Origin of the sequence: Amycolatopsis sp. YIM 10 (assembly GCF_009429145.1) — a bacterium.
Classification (GTDB): Bacteria; Actinomycetota; Actinomycetes; order Mycobacteriales; family Pseudonocardiaceae; genus Amycolatopsis.
On the sequence record NZ_CP045480.1, the window covers coordinates 9,477,965 to 9,495,039 of the forward strand.

A 17,075-nucleotide genomic window follows, 5' to 3' on the forward strand; every position below is an offset into this window, starting at 1 on the left:
GGCCCCGGGCCAGCCGATCACTCGCCCTGCAGGAAGGCGACGTGCATCAGTTGCTTGCCGACCTTACGGCTGACCAGCGTGCCTCGGCCCGGCGGCATCTGCGACGGCTTGACGTTGCCGAGCAGCTGCCCCTCGTCCTTGGAGCCGTTCATGATGATGCCCGGCATGGCGATTTCCTTGAGCTTGCCGATCACCGGGTCGTAGGTCGACTTCGCGGCACCACCGGTGCGCCGGGCCACGATCAGGTGCAGGCCGACGTCCTTCGCCTGGGCCAGGAACTCCGACAGCGGCTTGAGCGGGTTGTTGGTCTGCGTCACCACCAGGTCGTAGTCGTCGACCAGGACGAACAGCTCCGGACCGTTCCACCACGAGCGGTTCCGCAGCTGGTCCGGCGTGACGTCCGGACCGGGCAGCCGCTTCTTCATCGAGCCCGCGACGTCCTTCATCATGCCGTCCAGCTGGTTCGACGACACCGCGTAGCCGGCCAGCTGGTCGCCCTCGATGAAGCCGAGCATCGTGCGCCGGTAGTCGACCAGGATGACCACGGCCTCCTTGGCCGAGTACCGGTCGGTGATGCCCTTGGCGATCGTGCGCAGCAGGTTCGTCTTGCCCGACTCGCCGTCGGCGAACGCCATGAAGTGCGGGTCGGCGTCGAAGTCGAGGTAGACCGGCGAGAGGTCCTCCTCGTTGAGGCCGATCGGCACCAGCTTGGTGTTCCGCTTCGTGTCCTGCGCGAGCAACTGCTCGTACGGGAACATCTCGGGCAGCAGCCGCACCTGCGGAGCCGGGCGCCCCTTCCACGCGGCCTTGATCTTCGCCACCGCGTCGGACACGCCCGCACCGATGCTCTCCGGATCGCTCGACCCGTCGACCCTCGGCAGGCCGGTCAGCATGTGCAGCTTCTCGCGGGTGAGCCCGCGGCCGGGACGCCCGGCCGGCACGTTCACCGCGACGCGGCGGTCGATGTCGGACTCGCTCGGGTCACCGAGGCGGAGCTCGAACCGGGTGCCGAGCATGTCCTTGATCGCCGGGCGGATGTCCGCCCAGCGGTTCGAGGCGATGACCACGTGCACGCCGTAGGACAGACCCTGCGTGGCCAGCTTGGTGATCTGCGGTTCGAGCTCGTCGAAGTCGTCGCGCAGGGCCTTCCAGCCGTCGACGATCAGGAAGGCGTCACCGAACGGGTCCTGCTCCGGCTTGATCTCACCGCGGCGCTGCCGGTTGCGGAACTCGTTCATCGAGTCGATGCCCATCGCGCCGAACCGGCCTTCACGCTCGTTCACCAGCGTGGTCAGCTCGGCGATGATGCGGCGCGCCTTGTCCGGTTCACGGCGGGCCACCGCGACGCCACCGACGTGCGGCAGGCCGGCGAGCCCGGCGAGCGTGCCACCACCGAGGTCGACGCAGTAGAACTGCACTTCCTCGGGGGTGTGGGTGAGCGCCATGGACATGATCAGCGTGCGGAGCATGGTCGACTTGCCCGACTGCGGGCCGCCGACCAGCACGCCGTGCCCGGCGGCACCGGAGAAGTCGGCCCACAGCGGGTCGCGCCGCTGCTCGTACGGGCGGTCGACGATGCCGAGCGGGACCTGCAGGCGCCCGTTGCCGAAGAAGCCGACCGGCGAGAGGCCGCGATCCTCGGTGGGGTTGAGGTTCGGGAGCAGCGTGTCGAGGGAGCTCGGCTCCTTCAGCGGCGGCAGCCACACCTCGTGGGCAGGCGGCCCCTGCCCGATCAGGCGGTTGACGATGACGTCGAGCTCGCTCGGTTCGACCGCTTCGTCCGATTCGGCTTTTGGCTGCTCAATCACGAGCTCCGGCTCGGGCTCGGGTTCCTTCGGCAGTTCGACGAAGTCGGGCACGAACAGCTGCGGCCGCTTGTCCGCGCGGACCACGGTCGCACCGGGCGCGGCCATCTTGATGCCGGCCGGGCGGTACGGACCGGAGACGTAGGACGCCTTGAAGCGCACCATCGTCGAGGTGTCGTACTTCAGGTACCCACCACCGGGCACCGACGGCAGCTCGAACGCGTCCGGCACACCGATCGCCGCACGAGATTCCGCGGCCGAAAACGTCTTCAGGCCGATGCGGTAGGAGAGGTGCGAGTCGAGACCGCGGAGCTTGCCCTCCTCGAGTCGCTGCGAGGCGAGCAGCATGTGCATCTGGAGCGAACGACCCAGACGACCGATCGCCACGAAGAGATCGATGAAGTCGGGTTTCGCGGACAAAAGCTCGGAGAACTCGTCGACCACGATGAACAGCGCGGGCAGCGGGTCGAGGTCGGCGCCGTTCTCACGGGCCTTCTCGTACTCCCACACGTTCTTGAAGTTGCCGCCGTTCTTCAGCGCCTCCTGGCGCCGGTTCATCTCACCGGCCAGCGCGTCCTTCATACGGTCGACCAGCGTGACCTCGTCCGCGAGGTTGGTGATGACCGCGGAAACGTGCGGCGCGCTGTCGAGCCCGAGGAAGGTCGCACCACCCTTGAAGTCGACCAGCACGAAGTTGAGCGTGGTGGACGAGTGCGTGGCCAGCATGCCGAGCACCAGCGTGCGCAGGAACTCGGACTTACCGGAACCGGTCGCCCCGATGCACAGGCCGTGCGGGCCCATGCCCTCCATCGCGGCTTCCTTGATGTCCAGCTCGACCGGCTGGCCGTACTCGCCGACACCGAACGGCACGCGGTAGCGGTCGCGGATCGGCCGCGGGCGCCAGGCCTGCTGCACGTCGAAGGTCATCGGGTCGCCGGGGATGCCGAGCAGCTCGAGCAGCGACGGGTTGGACAGCAGCGGCTCGTCCTCGTCGGCCTCCTGAGCCGCGGTCCCGATCCGGTAGGGCGAGAGTTTGCGGGCTAAAGCCTCCGCCTCGACCAGGCTGAGGGTGTCCGGGCGGCCGAACCACTCGACCCCGCCCGCGCTGCGCGCACCCAGCCGCTCCTCCTCGACGACCAGCCGGAGCCCGCGACGGGCGGCCAGGTTGCCGATGGAGTCGGACAGGTCGATCAGCGTGACGCCGACCAGGCCCTCTTCCAGGATGATCTGCTCTTCACGGGTCACGTCGGCGTCATCGATCACGATCACGACGTGCGGCTGGTCCGGCGGCGGCGTCGCGTTGCGCGAGAAGCGCTGCCGGTCCCGCAGTTCCTCGTCGAGCCAGGCTTCGATCTGCGCCAGCGAACCGGCCATCATGCGCAGCTGGCCGATGCCGTCGGACAGCGCGGGGTGCTGGACGTGGGGCAGCCACTTGGCCCACTCCCACTCCTCCTTCGCCCGCCCGGCCGTGGCGATCGCGATCAGCACGTCGTCCGGCGAGTGGAAGGTCACCATCTGGGCCAGCGCCGCCCGCGTCAGCCCACGGGTCAGCTCCTTGTCCCCCTGCATGCTTACGGCCGCAAAACCTCGCAGGGTGATCTGCGTGGGCAGGTCGGGAACGATCGAGTGCGCGCGCACGAACCGGCGCAGCGCGAGCGTGGCGATCGGCTCCAGCTCGTCGACCGGGCCGGTCTGCGGCGGCACCAGCCGGGTGGCGAGCCGGTGCGAGCTGCGACCGACGCGCAGGTGCAGGAAGTCCTGGTCGTTCTGCCGGCGCTCCCACATGCGGCGGCTGGTGGCCAGCGACCACAGCGCCTGCGGATCCGGGTGTACCCACTCGAGCGCGGCGCGCTGGTCGACCATCGCCTCGCGGGCCCGTTCCCGCATCTGCCCGAGGTACCGCAGGTAGTCCTTGCGGTCCTCGTTCATCTCGGCCTTCTTCTGACCGCCACCGCGACCGCCACCGCCCGCCATCATGCCGACGGTGCCCATCACCATCATGGCGCCCATCATCAGCATCATCGGGTTGCGTCCACCGAGGGTGAACATGAAGATCATCATCCCGATGGAGGCGACGATCATCACCACCGGCAGCAGCTTCATCACGATGTTGCCGGGGATCGTCCGGGGCACCTCGGGTGGCGGCTCCAGGTGAACCTCGCCACCGGGTGGGCGCGGCGCGGCCAGCCGCGGCGACCGTTTGAACTGCAGCGTGCTCACCGAAGGACCCCTCTTCAACTCGGCGAATCCGGCCGCGAGGCAGACACGGCCGGTCCACACGGTAGCGAACCGGACGGCCCTCCGGGTGAAGACCGCCCAACCTGGCCGGGATCGCGCGAACTACCCCCACGACCACCGGAAGTGCGTTAATACTAGAGCCGCTCGCCGACCGGGCCGATCCGTTCGGCCACGGGCGGGCGAAGACGGTGACGCGGGCATTGGGTATAAGTTGCCCGCAGCATTCTCTCTAGGCAGGGGGCATCCAGTGGCAACGGGCACGACGGTATTCAGCAGGGTGACGGTGGTCGCGCCGCGCACCCGCATCGACGTGGCCTTGCCGGCTGACGTCGCGGTGGCCGATCTGCTGCCGATGCTGCTCGACATGGCCAAGGAGACCACCCCCGACGGCGGTGCCCGCCACGGCGGCTGGGCGCTGGCCAAGCTGGGTGACGCCCCGCTGGACCCGAGCCGGACACTGGCCTCGCTCGGCGTGATCGACGGTGAGCTGCTGCAGCTGCGCAAGCGCAACGAGAACCCGCCGCCGCCGCTGTACGACGACGTGGTGGACGCGATCGCGGAGTCCGATCCGGACAGCTTCCGGCCGTGGACCAAGGAGACCGCCCAGCGCATCGGCCACATCGCCGGCGGCCTCGCCCTGTTCTTCGCTGCTGTCGCGCTTTTTGCGGGCGGAAGCCTGTTCGGTGGCAGCGCGCTGGCGGCCGCGATCGCCGGTGGGGTCGGCTCGATCGCCTGCATCGCGCTAGGCGCCACGCTGGTCAAGGCCTACCAGGCGGAGTCGACCGGGGTGCTGATCGCCGCGGCCGGTGGGCTGCCACTCGCCTTCGTCAGCGGGTTCTACATCGTGCCCGGGCTGGGGATCCGGGCCAACCTGCTGCTCGCGTCGGCGCTGGTGCTGATCGTCGCGTCGGTGGCGATCATGGTGATCGGCGCCGGCATCACCACGTTCATCGCCGCGGCCACGGCCGCCGCGCTGTGGTCGGTCGCCTTCCTGGTCGCCACCTTCGTCGCGCACCCGATGCCCGGCATCGCCGCCGGCACCGCCGCGGTCTCGCTGGCCTTCATCTCGATGTTGCCGAGGATCACCCTCCAACTGGCGAAACTGCCGCTGCCGCACGTGCCGGGCAGCGCGGAGGAGCTGAAGGAGGACTCGGGCTTCCCCGACTACACGGCCATCGAGCGCCGCACCGCCGTCGCGCACAACTACATGACCGGCCTGCTGATCGGCTGCGGCGCCACCGCGGCACTGGCCGCGATCATCACCGCCACCTCGCCGAGCATCTTCGGCGTGATCATGGCCGTGGTCGCCACCCTCGTGCTGCTTCTGCGGGGAAGGGCATACGCCAACGGCAGCCAGGCCGTCGCCCTGCTCGCCACCGGCATAGCTTCCGCGGGCGGAATCCTGCTGGGCTGGCTCTGGACCGAGGACGGCATGGGCAGGCTGATTTTCGTGGCGGGCACCCTGGTGCTGGTCGCGGCGGGCGCGCTGGTGGTCGGGGTGATCTTCCCCGGCCAGCGCTTCTCACCGCCACTTCGCCGCACGGTCGAGATCATCGAAGCGATCTGCATCGCGACGGTGCTGCCGCTCGCGCTCGCGGTGATGGACCTGTACTCGACGCTGCGCCACATCGACTTCCCGCGCTGACCGCGGGAACCTTTAGGGGGAAGAAGTGCGTTCGTTCGGAACACCGTCTCGGGTGGCGACGGTGCTGCTCACCGCGACAGTCGCGATCCTGGCCCCCGGCCTGAGCCCGCTGACCGCGAGTGCGCAGCAGGGCTCGCCGCCCCCTGGCACCCCGCCGGGCACGGCCCCGCTGGTGCCGCCGCCGGTGGATCTGGGCAAGGTCCCGGCCGCGACGAACAAACCGGACAAGGCCTACGTCAAGAAGATCGACTGCGTCACGCGCGACCTCAACAACAACATCCCGCTGCCCGACATCCCCTGGGCGCAGAAGTACCTCCAGCTCGACAAGGTGCACGACCACATGCGGGCGGCGACCAACGGGCACGTCGGCAGGACGCCGACCGGGGAGACCATCCGGGTCGCGGTGATCGACACCGGGGTGACCGAGCACCCGGCGTTCGGCCAGCCGGTGCAGTCGGGCGGGGACTACGTCAAGAGCGAGGGCCGGGGCCTCGAGGACTGCGACGGCCACGGCACCGAGGTGGCGGGCATCATCGGCGCCCGCAAGCAGGACAACATCGGGTTCATGGGTGTGGCCCCGGACGCGCAGATCGTCTCCATCCGGCAGTCCAGCCAGAACTACCAGGTCGACGACAAGCCGGCCACCCCGGCGGCGCCGCCGAACAGCGAGTCGGGGCAGCCGTCCGGTGAGCAGCCCCCGCCATCGGGCGGTGCGGGCGAGGAGTCCGGCACCGAAGAGCCCGCCGAGTCGAGCGGCACCGCCGGTGCCTCCGCTTCGGACACCGTGCCCGGCCAGGGGAACCAGGGCCGGCAGCAGGGCGGCCAGGGCGCGGGCAACCTGACCACGCTGGCCCAGGCGGTCCGCACCGCGGCCGACACCGAGGGTGTCCGCGTCATCAACATGTCCGTCGACAACTGCCGACCTGCTTCTGGCGGCGGAATCACGCCGGAGGAGCAGGCGCTGCAGGCCGCCGTCCGGTATGCGGTGAACAAGGACATCGTGGTGGTCGCCGCGGCGGGCAACACCTCCGAGGCGTGCAAGCAGAACAACCAGCCGGACCCGAGCAAACCGATCAACATCGTCAGCCCGCCGTGGTTCACCGACGACGTGATCTCGGTGGCGGCCATCGACGAAACCGGCGGCGTGGCGAGCTTCAGCGTGAACGGGCCGTGGGTGACCGTGGCCGCGCCAGGAACCAAGATCATCTCGCTGGACCCGTCGAAGAACGCGCGGATGGGCGACTTCGCGAACCAGACCGTGGAAGGCGACCAGGTCCTGCCGATCCAGGGGACCAGCTTCGCTTCGCCCTACGTGGCCGGGCTGGCGACGCTGATCAGGGCGAAGTTCCCGAACCTGAACGCGCGGCAGGTGATGAACCGGATCACCACCACCGCGCAGCACCCCGGCTCGCGCACCGGACGGGACCAGTTCGTCGGCTATGGCGTGATCAACCCGATGGCGGCGCTCACCGCGGTCATCCCGGGCGAGGACAAGATCGCCCTGTCGACCCCGCTGCAGCAGAAACTCCCGGTCCCCGCCTCCCTGCCCTCGGATCTTCCGCCCGCAAATGACGGTGACCAGGCCCCGATGATCGTGGCCCTCTCCGGCGCGGCCGGCGGCGTGGTGGCCCTGCTGATCACCCTGTTCGTGGTGCACACCGTGCGCCGCAACCGCCCCGCCACCCCCAACAAACCCGCCTGACGCCCCAGCCAACCTGCTTCTGCGGGCAAAAACAGGCCACCCAGCCCGGGTGGACCTGCTTTTGCCCGCAGAAGTGTCAGGCGCCCTTCTCGGGGGATTTCCGGACCGGGTCCTCGCCGAGGACCGGGGGCGCGACCTGCTCCGGCTTCCCGAACAGGTCCACCGGGTCGGTAGTCGCCCGGGTCTTCACCCGGTGCTCCTGATTGCCGCCCTGGCCGCCGCCACCCATGCCACCCATACCCATGGGCATCATGCCGCCCATCATCGGAGACCCGGCGGCGCCCGCAGCACCCCTCGACGCAGCGGCGGCGCCCGAACTCGCGGCCACTGGCTCACCAGCCGGCGGCGCTCCCGCGGCGACCTGGTTCCCAGGTTGCGGAGGCGACGGCACAGCGGTGTCGGTTCCTACCGCCCCAGCGCCGCCGCTGGCCGCGTGCTCCTTGCCGCTACCGCCGCCACTCCCACCTGGTGCCCCAGTCGCCTTCTCAGCGGGCACATCGGTCTTCTCGGCGGCCTCCTCGGCCTTCACCGCAGTCCCACCGGCCACGGCGGCAGCGGGCGGGGCTGAGTCGTCCTTCAACGCGAACTTCTCGCCGGGGAACTGATTCTCCATCGTGACGCTGCGCTCTTCGGCGTCCTTCCCCTCGACACCGTCACACAAACGAGCGAACTCTTCGAGCACGTCACGCACGGAGTCGTGGAGGGCCTGCGTGGACTGCTGCACGTCGACGAGGTGATTCCTCGCCCGCTCCGCCCCGCCAACCGGCAACATCGCGGACTCGGAAGCGACTTCTGCGGCATCAAGCACGACGTCGATCATCGTGCCGGTGATCCGCTCGATGGCGTCAGCGGTCTCGTCGAGAGCGTCGGCCATGGTGTTCATGGCCTCCTGCGCGGCTTCGCTGGCCGAGTTGATCTTGCCCATGTAGGCCACGAAGGCGTCGGCGTTCTCGCCCTCCCAACCCGCGTCCACCTTGCCGAGCGGCTCCGCGAGCTCCTTCGAGATTTCGCCCGCAGAAGCCGCCGCCGCACGCCAGCGCTCCGCCTCTGCCCGCATTTCCGTCCACTGACCGACAACGGGCACCAGATGCGCCTCGACGACGTCGGTGACGCCCAACTGCCTCGACAGCTCGGACAGGAACTCGAGGTGCCCGCCCTTGCCTTCGGCTTCTGGAGGAGCAGCCGGCGGCTCCACCAACCGCTGCGGCACATTTTCCGCCTGCACCGGCCCAGGGAGATCCTGCTTTTGCCCGCTAAAGCCTGCAGCCGCGGCGGGTGGGGTGGGTGTGGCCCGCAGGCCCTGGAAGACGTCGGGCTCGGAGTTCGGGATGCCCATCAGGACTCCACCGCCTTCTTGAGCGTCGACACCGCGTCTTCTTCGCCGCCACCGTGTTGGCCCGCGACCTCCCGCAAGGCTTCTGCGGCCGAAAGCAGGGCGTCGCGGCCGTCGGCGAGTTGGGTGCGTAGGGCGGCTGCGGCTCGCGCGTACGCGTCCGCAGCCCCCGCCTCGCGTCCCAGGACGCCGAACTCCTCACCGCCCAGCGCCTGGCCGGTCAGCGCGCCGTGCGCCGTGTCCAGGTCGGCCGCGGCGTCCTCCACCGATCTCGCGTATTCGGCGACGACCTCGGCATCGACCTTGAAACCCGACACAACCACACCTCCGGACTCGAGTGCCCACTTCTGCGGTGTGACGACGGCCCCCGGTCGACGGTTCCGTCAGCCTCCCGCGCCTTCGGCCTGCGGAGCCGCGCTCGGGAACGAACCCGCGTTCGGGTCCACCGGCACCGAGTCATAGGTCCGCTTCGCGTCGTTCACGTTCAACGTCGTCGCGGCCGCCGGAAGCAGCTTGAGGATGTTCTCCGGCGCCGGGGCCTGCGGGTCCGGACCGAACAGCGCCTGCGCCGTCGGCAGGTCAGGCACGCCGTACCGCAACCCGAGATCGGAAACCAGCGAGATCGGCCCCGAGGTGAACGAGTCCTTCGACTGCGCCGCCCGCACCACCGCGGCCCGGCCCGGCTGCATGTAGAAGCTGTCGATCTTCATGCCGTCCGGCGTCGCCTGGCCCACCGCGACCGGCGTCCGCCGCACACCGTTGGCGTCCTTCGGGAAGGGCACCTCGTTGCTGACGTAGACGGCGGTGCGCTCGTCCTTGGTGGCCCCGTCGCCCTGGGTCCGCCAGCCGAGGCAGGTCGCCGGTGTGCCGCTCTTGATCGGGTCCAGGATCTCCGGCTTCAGCCTCGGGTAGGTGTCCACCTTCAGCGCCTCCGGCATGCCGGCCGTGACCTTTCGGACGTTGGCGATCTGGTCGAGGTTCACTGTGCGAACCTCCTTGTTCTGCGGGACCGAGGTGTTCGTGGTCCGGATGATGTCGCCGGCCACCTCGGAGATCTCCTGGATCCCGGTCTGGTGGATCACCCAGAACTGGGGTGAGCCGCCGGAAAGCTGTGTCTTGAACACCGCGCCGATGGGCAGGTTGTCGATGTTGAAGCCGCTCGTCGGCGCCCCCGCGTTCTGCACCCGCTGCTCGTTCAGCTGGTCGACCTCGGGAATGGCGTTGAGCAGACCGGTCGAGATCTTGCGGCCGTTGACCGTCACGCCCAGCGCCGCCTTGACGATGTTGCCCGGCGCGAGGCGCGCCTTGACCACGCTGGCGTTCGGCTGGTTCGCGTGGTTCGCGAGCCGGTAGACGAGGTAGGTGGCCGCGTTGTCACCGGTGACGAGCAGCGCTTCACGGTCGCCGAGTTCACGGCCCATGCCGTCGGTGCCGAGGTTCGAGACGCCGGCGAGCACGCTGGTTTCGCGGGAAGCCTGCTGCAGGCCCACGCTCTCCGGCTGGTTCGGGTCGATGCGGAGGAAGTCGCACACCGCCCAGTTGTCGGAGATGCGCTGGTCTTTATTCGGCAGAAGTTGAGGCGCGTTGATGATGCCCTGCTGCCGTCCGCGGGGGATGTCCTTCAGTTGCTCGTCCGGCACCACCGCGGGCTCGACGAGCTTGGGTGCGGCGCCCGGCTGTTGCTGACCGGCCTGCTGGCCGTCCGCCGGCGCCTGCTGTTGCTGGCCGAGCAGCATCAGCCGCGCGGAGGCGAGGTTGAAGGTCGGGATCAGCTTGGTCGGATTCTCGGTCTTCACGTAGATCTGACCGGACTGCTCGCCGATGACTATGCCCGCGGAAGGTGGCTTCGGCGCCGGCTTGATGAAGCCGAAAATGATGAACCCGAGCATGCCGATCACTGCCAGCACGACGCCCACGATCGTGGCGCGCGAGTGCGTCCGCATGGGGTCGTGGAGCATGACGGCGTCCTTGCGGACCAACGCGGACTGCATCCTGCGCAGCACGAACTGATATGCCTGGACCTGAGACTTTGTTGTCGGTGTTGACGGCATTCTCGACCTACAGCTCTCCCACTCGCGGTACGGTTCCGCAGGATAGCCGCACGGGGACGGCTGGTGGTTGGTTTCTACCAACTCCGGCTAGTGTTCGACACTCCGGACTGGCTTTCCGGCGCAGTTGCAAGCACGAGGGGAAGAGAACGAGCGGATGTCGGTCACCACTCCTCCACGTCCACCTGGACCTCCGGGGCCGCCTCCGGGTTCGCCACCACCTCCGCCCGGCGGCCGTCCGCCCGGCCCGCCGCCGAGGCGTCCGGGAGGCCCTGCCGGTGGACCTGGTGGTCCCGCGGGACCGCGTGGTCCCGGTGGGCCTGGCGGACCCGGTGGGGCCGGAGGCCCAGGTGGACCGGGAGGTCCTGGTGGTCCCGGCGGACCTGGTGGGCCGGGTGGGCCGCGGGGTCCGGGCGGCCCTGGAGGGCCCGGGGGCCCGGGTGGACCTGGTGGCGGTCCGCCGCCCGGCCCGCCACCGCGTCCCGCTGGTGGTCCTCCGCCCGCCGCTCCGGTCCGGATCGGTGCGGCCCGGCGTCGCGCGATGGGGATCAACCTCGGTCCGCTGCCGGTGATGAACCTGGTCGTGCTCGAGGTCGGGCTGGCTATCGGGCTCGTGCTGCTCGCGATCAACGAAAAGCTGCTGTACGTCGCTATCGGTGTGACGGCCGTCGCCCTGGTGATCGCTTTTCTGCGTTGGGGCGGGCAATGGTTCACCCAATGGGTTGGTCTCAGCCTGCGGTATTCGATGCGGTCGCACAGTCGAGTGGCGAATCCCACTCCGCCGAGCAGCATCGAATCGATCGCGGCGGCCGAGGACGCGGTGACCGGTCCGGACGACGCGCGGGTGAACCTGCTGCGGTTGGTCGTCCCCGATCTGGTGGTGGCGCACGGTGTCGACCACGAGCGGCAGCAGGTCGGTCTCGCCTGGAACGACGGAACGTGGACCGCGGTGCTCCTGGTTGAGCCGGCTCCCGCGCTGATCAGCCAGGCCGGCGGGGCGCCGAGCCTTCCGCTTTCCGCGCTGGCGCCGTGCCTCGAGGACCGCGGTGTGGTGCTCGACTCGATCCAGGTGATCTGGCACTGCTACCCGGGGAGCGCGGCCCTGCCGTCGGACTCGCCGGCGCTCAGCTCGTACATGGAGGTCCTGGGTCCGCTGCAGGCAGCCGCGCGGCGTACGACGTGGGTCGCTATCCGGCTGGACCCGCGACGCTGCCCGACGGCCGTGCGGGAACGTGGTGGCGGCGTCGTTGGCGCGCACCGCGCCCTGATCGGCGCGCTTTCGCGGGTTAGGAACGCCCTCGAGTCGCAAGGCGTCCCCACCCGCCCCCTGGACCCGGACGAACTCCTCCGCGCCGGGCTTTCGGCCGCAGAACTCACCTCCGTCGCAGGCTCCGGCACCCGAGTCGCGCTGCAAGAGCGCAAGGACAGCGTGACTTCCGCGGGCATAGGCCATGCGAGCTACGCGATCAGCGGCTGGCCGAAGGGCAAGATCACCGGCACGCTCAACGCGCTCAGCAGCGTGCGCGCCCTGTCCTCGACCATCGCAATGTCCATCTCGCCTTCTGCGGACGAAGGCAGGATCGGCCTCCGCGGCGTGGTGCGCTTGAGCGCGCGAAACCCGCGCGAGCTGGACGTCGCCTCTGACCGGATGAAGGCCATTTCGGACCGGCTCAACATCGACCTCACGCTGCTGCGCGGCCGTCAGGTGTCCGGCCTGGCCGCCACGATGCCGATGGGAGGCACGGCATGAGCACGCGAATGCGCGACGCCGGCCAGAACATCGGCGTGGCTCCAGAGTTCTCGGTGGACCCGGCGATGCTGGACGCGGTCAGCCCGTCCGGTGACCGCGGCGGCATCGTCCTGGGCTCCGGTCTCAAGGACGAGCCGCTGACCATTTCGGCGCTCCGCTCCACGCCGACCAGGATCGTGCTGGTGGGCGGGCTCTACCTGGCCCGGCAGGTCGCGCTACGGGCGATGGCGGTCGGTGCGTGGGTCGTGGTCGCCACCGGTCGGCCCACGGCCTGGCAACTGCTCGCGAAAGCGGCCGGGAACCAGCCGAACGGGCGTCCGTCGCCGCTGGTGCAGATCCGACGTCTGTCGCCGGTCGAGCTTCCGCGGCCTTCGGAAGACGCCCCGCTGCTGGTGATCACCGACGGCGGCCCGACTCCGCAGGACCTCTTCCCGCCGCGTTCGCCGTGGCAGACGACGGTCTACGTGCTGCCGTACCTGCACCCGCAGGCCGGGGCCACCGCGAACGCCGCGGACCTGGTGCTCATGCAACGCCTCCCGATCGGCCAGGCCGAGCTGGCGGCGCGCATCTGGAACCTGCCCCCGCAGATGATGCGGCAGCTGACCACGCTGAAGGACGACCAGGTGGTCGCACTGGGCCGCAACCTGTGGCGCCCCCTGCGCCTGGTCACCACCCCGAAGGAACAACAACTCCTCGGCCCAGTCCGCCGAGGCGACTAACCACACGACACCGGGCGGGGCATGCTTCTGCGGGCAGAAGCATGCCCCGCCCGGCTTTTGCCCGCTGAAGGCGCGTCATCGCTGCGTAGCACGTCTCGTGCGGGGCTGTGGATGACTTAGTGCGTTGTGGACAAGTCTGGCGCGTTCGGCGTGACTGGGACGGTTCTGTCGGTGCCGCCTCTCACGCTCCGATCATGGTCAAGAAAATTGTCCTCAATCCACGTCTGAACGACGTCTTCCGCGGTTCGGCTGCCGTCGCAGCTGGCTTCGTCACCAAGGCGCAGCTCCAGGGCCCTCGGTTCAGGCGGCTGTTCCAAGACGTCTACGTTCGCTCGGACGTCAAAGTCACGCATGCACTCAGATGCCGCGGCGCAACCCTGCGAGTACCGCCGGAAGCGGTGCTGACCGGCCGGTCGGCGGCAACCGTCCACGGCGTTAAGCTCGCCAAACCCTACGACCCGGTCGAATTCGTCGTCCCCGAGACGTCTCGCTTCGGGCCGGTCGCTGGGATGCGCATACGACGCACAAATATCAAGCCAGGTGAGTCAAAACCCTGGGCGAACGCACGAATGGCGCGCCCAATTCGCATCGCCCTCGACCTCATCTTCCGTCATACGCCTCGCTTGCGAGGCACCGTCCGCCGCCTGCGCACGGCGGTACCCGACCTGGACATGTTTCTCCGACGCAAAAAGATCAAGATCGACAAGCTCAAGGTCGAGTGCAGGCACCGAAGAAACTGGGGCGTGCGACTAGGCCGCATAGCCCTTGAGTTCGTTGACACGAAAGCGGAATCTCACCCGGAGTCCGAACTGCGCGTCGTCATGCAATGCGGCGGCCTGCGTCCCACGACCCAACTGAACGTGCACGAGAACGGCGAGTTCATCGGCCGCCTGGACCTCGCCATCGAAGGGAAGAAAACAGCGGTCGAATACGACGGGAGGGTGCATGAAACCGCAGCGCAGCAACTCCGCGACAAGAAGCGACGACAAAGGTTGGCGAAGGCAGGTTGGAAGTTTGTGATTGTGCGGGCGGAGGATCTCGCCTCCGACTACCGGACGATCCTGAAACGAATCCAGCTGGCTGGAGCTCGCGCCTGAACTACGAAACGGAATCAGGCGTGCGGACGTTGCGGGTCTGCTCGGCTCGTTTGGCCAACTCGGCGTCCGGCGGGTAGTCGACGCCCACCAGCGTCAGCCCATGAGCCGGTGCGACCGCGCTGTCGCGAACGCGGGACTCCAGCTGCTGCCCTGGCCAGCCGGTGGTTTTGCGGCCGTCACCGACCTGAAGCAGCGCGCCAACGAGGCTGCGGACCATCGAGTGACAGAACGCGTCCGCCGAAACCTCGACCTCAACCGCATACTCAGCCGTACGACGCCAGACCAACCGCTGCAGCTCTCGGATGGTGGTGCCGCCCTCGCGTTGCTTGCAGAAGGCGGCGAAGTCGTGGAGGCCGAGCAGTTCGGCCGAAGCCTCGTTGAGGCGGTCCACGGACAACGGACGGCCCCAGGCGAGCGTGTCGTATCTGCGCAGCGGATCGACGCCCCAGGGGGCATCTGAGACGCGGTAAAGGTAGTGCCTGCGGACCGCGGAGAACCGCGCATCGAAGCCGGGCGGAGCAACCGTCGCGGCCAGCACTCGTACGTCCGCCGGCAGGTGCCGATTCCAGCGGTAACGCATGCGCTCAAGATCAGGAATGCCCCGCTCATCCACCGGAATCCGCGTGTTCACGCTTTTGCCCGCAAAAGGCTGGGCGTCGAGGTGGAGGACTTGGGCGGAGGCGTGGACGCCGGCGTCTGTGCGGCCTGCGACGACCACGGAACGAGGGACGGCTACGCCGGGCGGCTGCTTGGCGAGGGTGTCCTCGAGAACGCCTTGGACAGTGCGCCGACCTGGTTGTTTGGCCCAACCAGAGAAGTTTGTGCCGTCATAAGACACTTCCAGGCGCAGACGAACGAGCCCGCCCTCCCCGGTGGGGGTGGCGGGCTCGTCCGGGGTGTTCGCAGCCGTCAGGACTCGTCCTTCTTGGCAGTGCTTTCGCCCGCAGAAGCGTTGGCCTCGTCGGTGACGTCGGCGGGGGCGTCGGTGGCGTCCTTGGTGGCCGACTCGGGCGCGTCCGCGTCCTGGTCGGTCTCCGCGCCGTCGGCCTTGGTCTCCTCGGCCGGGGCCTCCGCGGTCTTCGGGGCCTCGTCCTTGGCGAACTTGGTCTTGCGCGCGGCCTGCGCCTCGGCGGTCACGGTCTTCTCCGCCACCAGTTCGATGACCGCCATCGGGGCGTTGTCGCCCTTGCGCGGCATCGTCTTGGTGATGCGGATGTAGCCGCCCGCACGGTCCGCGAAGCCGGGACCGATCTCGGCGATCAGCTTGTGCACGACCGACTTGTCACGGATGACCTGCTGGATCTGGCGACGGTTGTGCAGGTCGCCCCGCTTCGCCTTGGTGATCAGCTTCTCGGCCAGCGGACGCACCCGCCGGGCCTTCGCCTCGGTGGTGGTGATCCGGCCGTGCTCGAACAGCGACGTGGCCAGGTTGGCCAGCAGGTGCCGCTGGTGGGCGGCCGACCCGCCGAGACGGGCTCCCTTGGTGGGGGTGGGCATCGGTTCTCCTAGTTCAGCTTCTCAGCCACAGAACCAGGTCGCTCCGATGCGTCACCACATCGGAGCGACCACCGGTCCTACAGCTGCTCCGTCTCTGCGTAGTCCTGGCCATCGTCGTGGCCGTTGTCCGAAATACCGTCGGTGATCCCGCCAACGCCCTCGGACCAGCCCTCGCCGTCGTAGCTGGTCGCGGCCGCGGTCGGGTCGAACCCGGGCGGGCTGTCCTTGAGCGCGAGGCCCAGGCCGACGAGCTTCAGCTTGACCTCGTCGATGGACTTCGCACCGAAGTTGCGGATGTCGAGCAGGTCTGCTTCTGACCGCGAAACCAGCTCGCCGACCGTGTGGATCCCCTCGCGCTTGAGGCAGTTGTAGGACCGCACGGTCAGGTCGAGGTCCTCGATCGGCATCGCGTAGGCGGCGATGGTGTCCGCCTCCTGCGGCGACGGCCCGATCTCGATGCCCTCGGCGTCGACGTTGAGCTCACGCGCCAGGCCGAACAGCTCGACCAGTGTTTTGCCCGCAGAAGCCACGGCGTCGCGGGGGGTGATGGACGGCTTGGTCTCGACGTCCAGGATGAGCTTGTCGAAGTCGGTGCGCTGCTCGACACGGGTGGCCTCGACCTTGTAGGTCACCTTCAGCACCGGCGAGTAGATCGAGTCGACCGGAATCCGGCCGATCTCGGCGCCGGCCTGCTTGTTCTGCAGGGCGGGCACGTAGCCGCGGCCACGCTCGACGACCAGCTCGATCTCCAGCTTGCCCTTGCCGTTCAGCGAGGCGATGTGCAGATCCGGGTTGTGCACGGTGACCCCGGCCGGCGGCACGATGTCCGCGGCGGTGACCTCACCAGGGCCCTGCTTGCGCAGGTACATGGTGACCGGCTCGTCCTCCTCGGAGCTCACCACGAGCTCCTTCAGGTTCAGGATGATGTCGGTGACGTCTTCCTTCACCCCGGGAACGGTGGTGAACTCGTGCAGCACCCCGTCGATGCGGATGCTGGTGACCGCCGCGCCCGGAATGGACGACAGCAGCGTGCGCCGCAGCGAGTTGCCGAGCGTGTAACCGAAACCGGGCTCGAGCGGCTCGATGGTGAACCGGGACCTGGTTTCGTTGACCGTCTCTTCGCCGAGAGCCGGCCGCTGGGAAATCAGCACTTTCCTTCTCCTTGTCCTGCCGACGCCCGCCATATGACGCCGAAAGGGGTGGCGTGGCGGCGGCGCACTCGGGGCGCCGCCGCCCGATCA

The 17,075-nt window shown here is 68.9% G+C and carries 13 protein-coding genes; 5 read left to right on the plus strand and 8 right to left on the minus strand.

The window, feature by feature from the left end; genetic code table 11:
* Positions 1-17: 17 nt before the first annotated feature.
* On the minus strand, positions 18-4,025 hold the full coding sequence (gene eccCa / locus YIM_RS43875; RefSeq protein ID WP_153035976.1) for a type VII secretion protein EccCa: 4,008 nt from the start codon (positions 4,023-4,025) through the stop codon (positions 18-20).
* A gap of 295 nt (positions 4,026-4,320) precedes the next feature.
* Between eccCa and eccD the strand changes: the two genes are divergently transcribed.
* Together eccD and YIM_RS43885 are read left to right on the plus strand one after the other, a co-directional pair.
* The gene (eccD, locus tag YIM_RS43880) at positions 4,321-5,688 is read left to right on the plus strand and encodes a type VII secretion integral membrane protein EccD (RefSeq protein ID WP_153035977.1); all 1,368 of its coding nucleotides are present in this window, start codon (positions 4,321-4,323) and stop codon (positions 5,686-5,688) included.
* A 25-nt stretch (positions 5,689-5,713) separates the two neighbouring features.
* On the plus strand, positions 5,714-7,390 hold the full coding sequence (locus tag YIM_RS43885) for a type VII secretion-associated serine protease mycosin (protein WP_304505975.1): 1,677 nt from the start codon (positions 5,714-5,716) through the stop codon (positions 7,388-7,390).
* A 76-nt stretch (positions 7,391-7,466) separates the two neighbouring features.
* Here the strand turns inward: YIM_RS43885 and YIM_RS43890 are convergent, their stop codons facing one another.
* From YIM_RS43890 to YIM_RS48825, 4 genes are all read right to left on the minus strand, one after another.
* On the minus strand, positions 7,467-8,726 hold the full coding sequence (locus tag YIM_RS43890; protein WP_153035978.1) for a WXG100 family type VII secretion target: 1,260 nt from the start codon (positions 8,724-8,726) through the stop codon (positions 7,467-7,469).
* Positions 8,726-9,040, minus strand: coding sequence for a hypothetical protein (locus YIM_RS43895; protein WP_153035979.1), 315 nt, complete (start codon positions 9,038-9,040; stop codon positions 8,726-8,728). The genes YIM_RS43890 and YIM_RS43895 overlap by 1 nt, the downstream gene beginning before the upstream one ends.
* Positions 9,041-9,106: 66 nt before the next feature.
* On the minus strand, positions 9,107-10,774 hold the full coding sequence (gene eccB, locus YIM_RS43900) for a type VII secretion protein EccB (protein WP_153035980.1): 1,668 nt from the start codon (positions 10,772-10,774) through the stop codon (positions 9,107-9,109).
* Between the two features lie 161 nt (positions 10,775-10,935).
* On the minus strand, positions 10,936-11,247 hold the full coding sequence (locus YIM_RS48825; protein ID WP_194239950.1) for a hypothetical protein: 312 nt from the start codon (positions 11,245-11,247) through the stop codon (positions 10,936-10,938).
* 65 nt (positions 11,248-11,312) lie between these two features.
* Between YIM_RS48825 and eccE the strand changes: the two genes are divergently transcribed.
* The 3 genes from eccE (at position 11,313) to YIM_RS43920 (ending at position 14,337) form a co-directional block, all read left to right on the plus strand.
* A complete protein-coding gene (eccE, locus tag YIM_RS43910) occupies positions 11,313-12,521 on the plus strand; it encodes a type VII secretion protein EccE (RefSeq protein WP_153037647.1) in 1,209 nt (402 codons plus the stop codon).
* Positions 12,518-13,240, plus strand: coding sequence for a hypothetical protein (locus YIM_RS43915; RefSeq protein WP_113695910.1), 723 nt, complete (start codon positions 12,518-12,520; stop codon positions 13,238-13,240). The genes eccE and YIM_RS43915 overlap by 4 nt, the downstream gene beginning before the upstream one ends.
* 194 nt (positions 13,241-13,434) lie before the next feature.
* Positions 13,435-14,337 (plus strand): DUF559 domain-containing protein, encoded by a 903-nt coding sequence (locus YIM_RS43920; protein ID WP_228004390.1) that lies wholly within the window; start codon positions 13,435-13,437, stop codon positions 14,335-14,337.
* A 1-nt stretch (position 14,338) separates the two neighbouring features.
* On the opposite strand, the gene truA is transcribed toward YIM_RS43920, so the two are convergent.
* The 3 genes from truA to YIM_RS43935 all read right to left on the minus strand — a co-directional run bounded on the left by truA (position 14,339) and on the right by YIM_RS43935 (position 16,985).
* Positions 14,339-15,181 carry a tRNA pseudouridine(38-40) synthase TruA gene (gene truA, locus YIM_RS43925; protein WP_194240379.1) on the minus strand — a complete coding sequence of 281 codons (843 nt, stop codon included), beginning with the start codon at positions 15,179-15,181 and terminating at the stop codon, positions 14,339-14,341.
* A 65-nt stretch (positions 15,182-15,246) separates the two neighbouring features.
* Positions 15,247-15,834 carry a 50S ribosomal protein L17 gene (gene rplQ / locus YIM_RS43930; RefSeq protein WP_153035982.1) on the minus strand — a complete coding sequence of 196 codons (588 nt, stop codon included), beginning with the start codon at positions 15,832-15,834 and terminating at the stop codon, positions 15,247-15,249.
* Between the two features lie 77 nt (positions 15,835-15,911).
* Entirely contained in the window at positions 15,912-16,985 is a 1,074-nt protein-coding gene (locus tag YIM_RS43935; protein WP_153035983.1) for a DNA-directed RNA polymerase subunit alpha, read from the minus strand.
* Positions 16,986-17,075: the final 90 nt, after the last annotated feature.

Coding starts and splice junctions, on each gene's coding strand:
- YIM_RS43915 (WP_113695910.1), top strand. CDS start 12,518: ATGAGCACGCGAATGCGCGACGCCGGCCAGAACATCGGCGTGGCTCCA.
- eccB (WP_153035980.1), bottom strand. CDS start 10,774: ATGCCGTCAACACCGACAACAAAGTCTCAGGTCCAGGCATATCAGTTC.
- rplQ (WP_153035982.1), bottom strand. CDS start 15,834: ATGCCCACCCCCACCAAGGGAGCCCGTCTCGGCGGGTCGGCCGCCCAC.
- YIM_RS43890 (WP_153035978.1), bottom strand. CDS start 8,726: ATGGGCATCCCGAACTCCGAGCCCGACGTCTTCCAGGGCCTGCGGGCC.
- eccE (WP_153037647.1), top strand. CDS start 11,313: ATGGGGATCAACCTCGGTCCGCTGCCGGTGATGAACCTGGTCGTGCTC.
- YIM_RS43920 (WP_228004390.1), top strand. CDS start 13,435: ATGGTCAAGAAAATTGTCCTCAATCCACGTCTGAACGACGTCTTCCGC.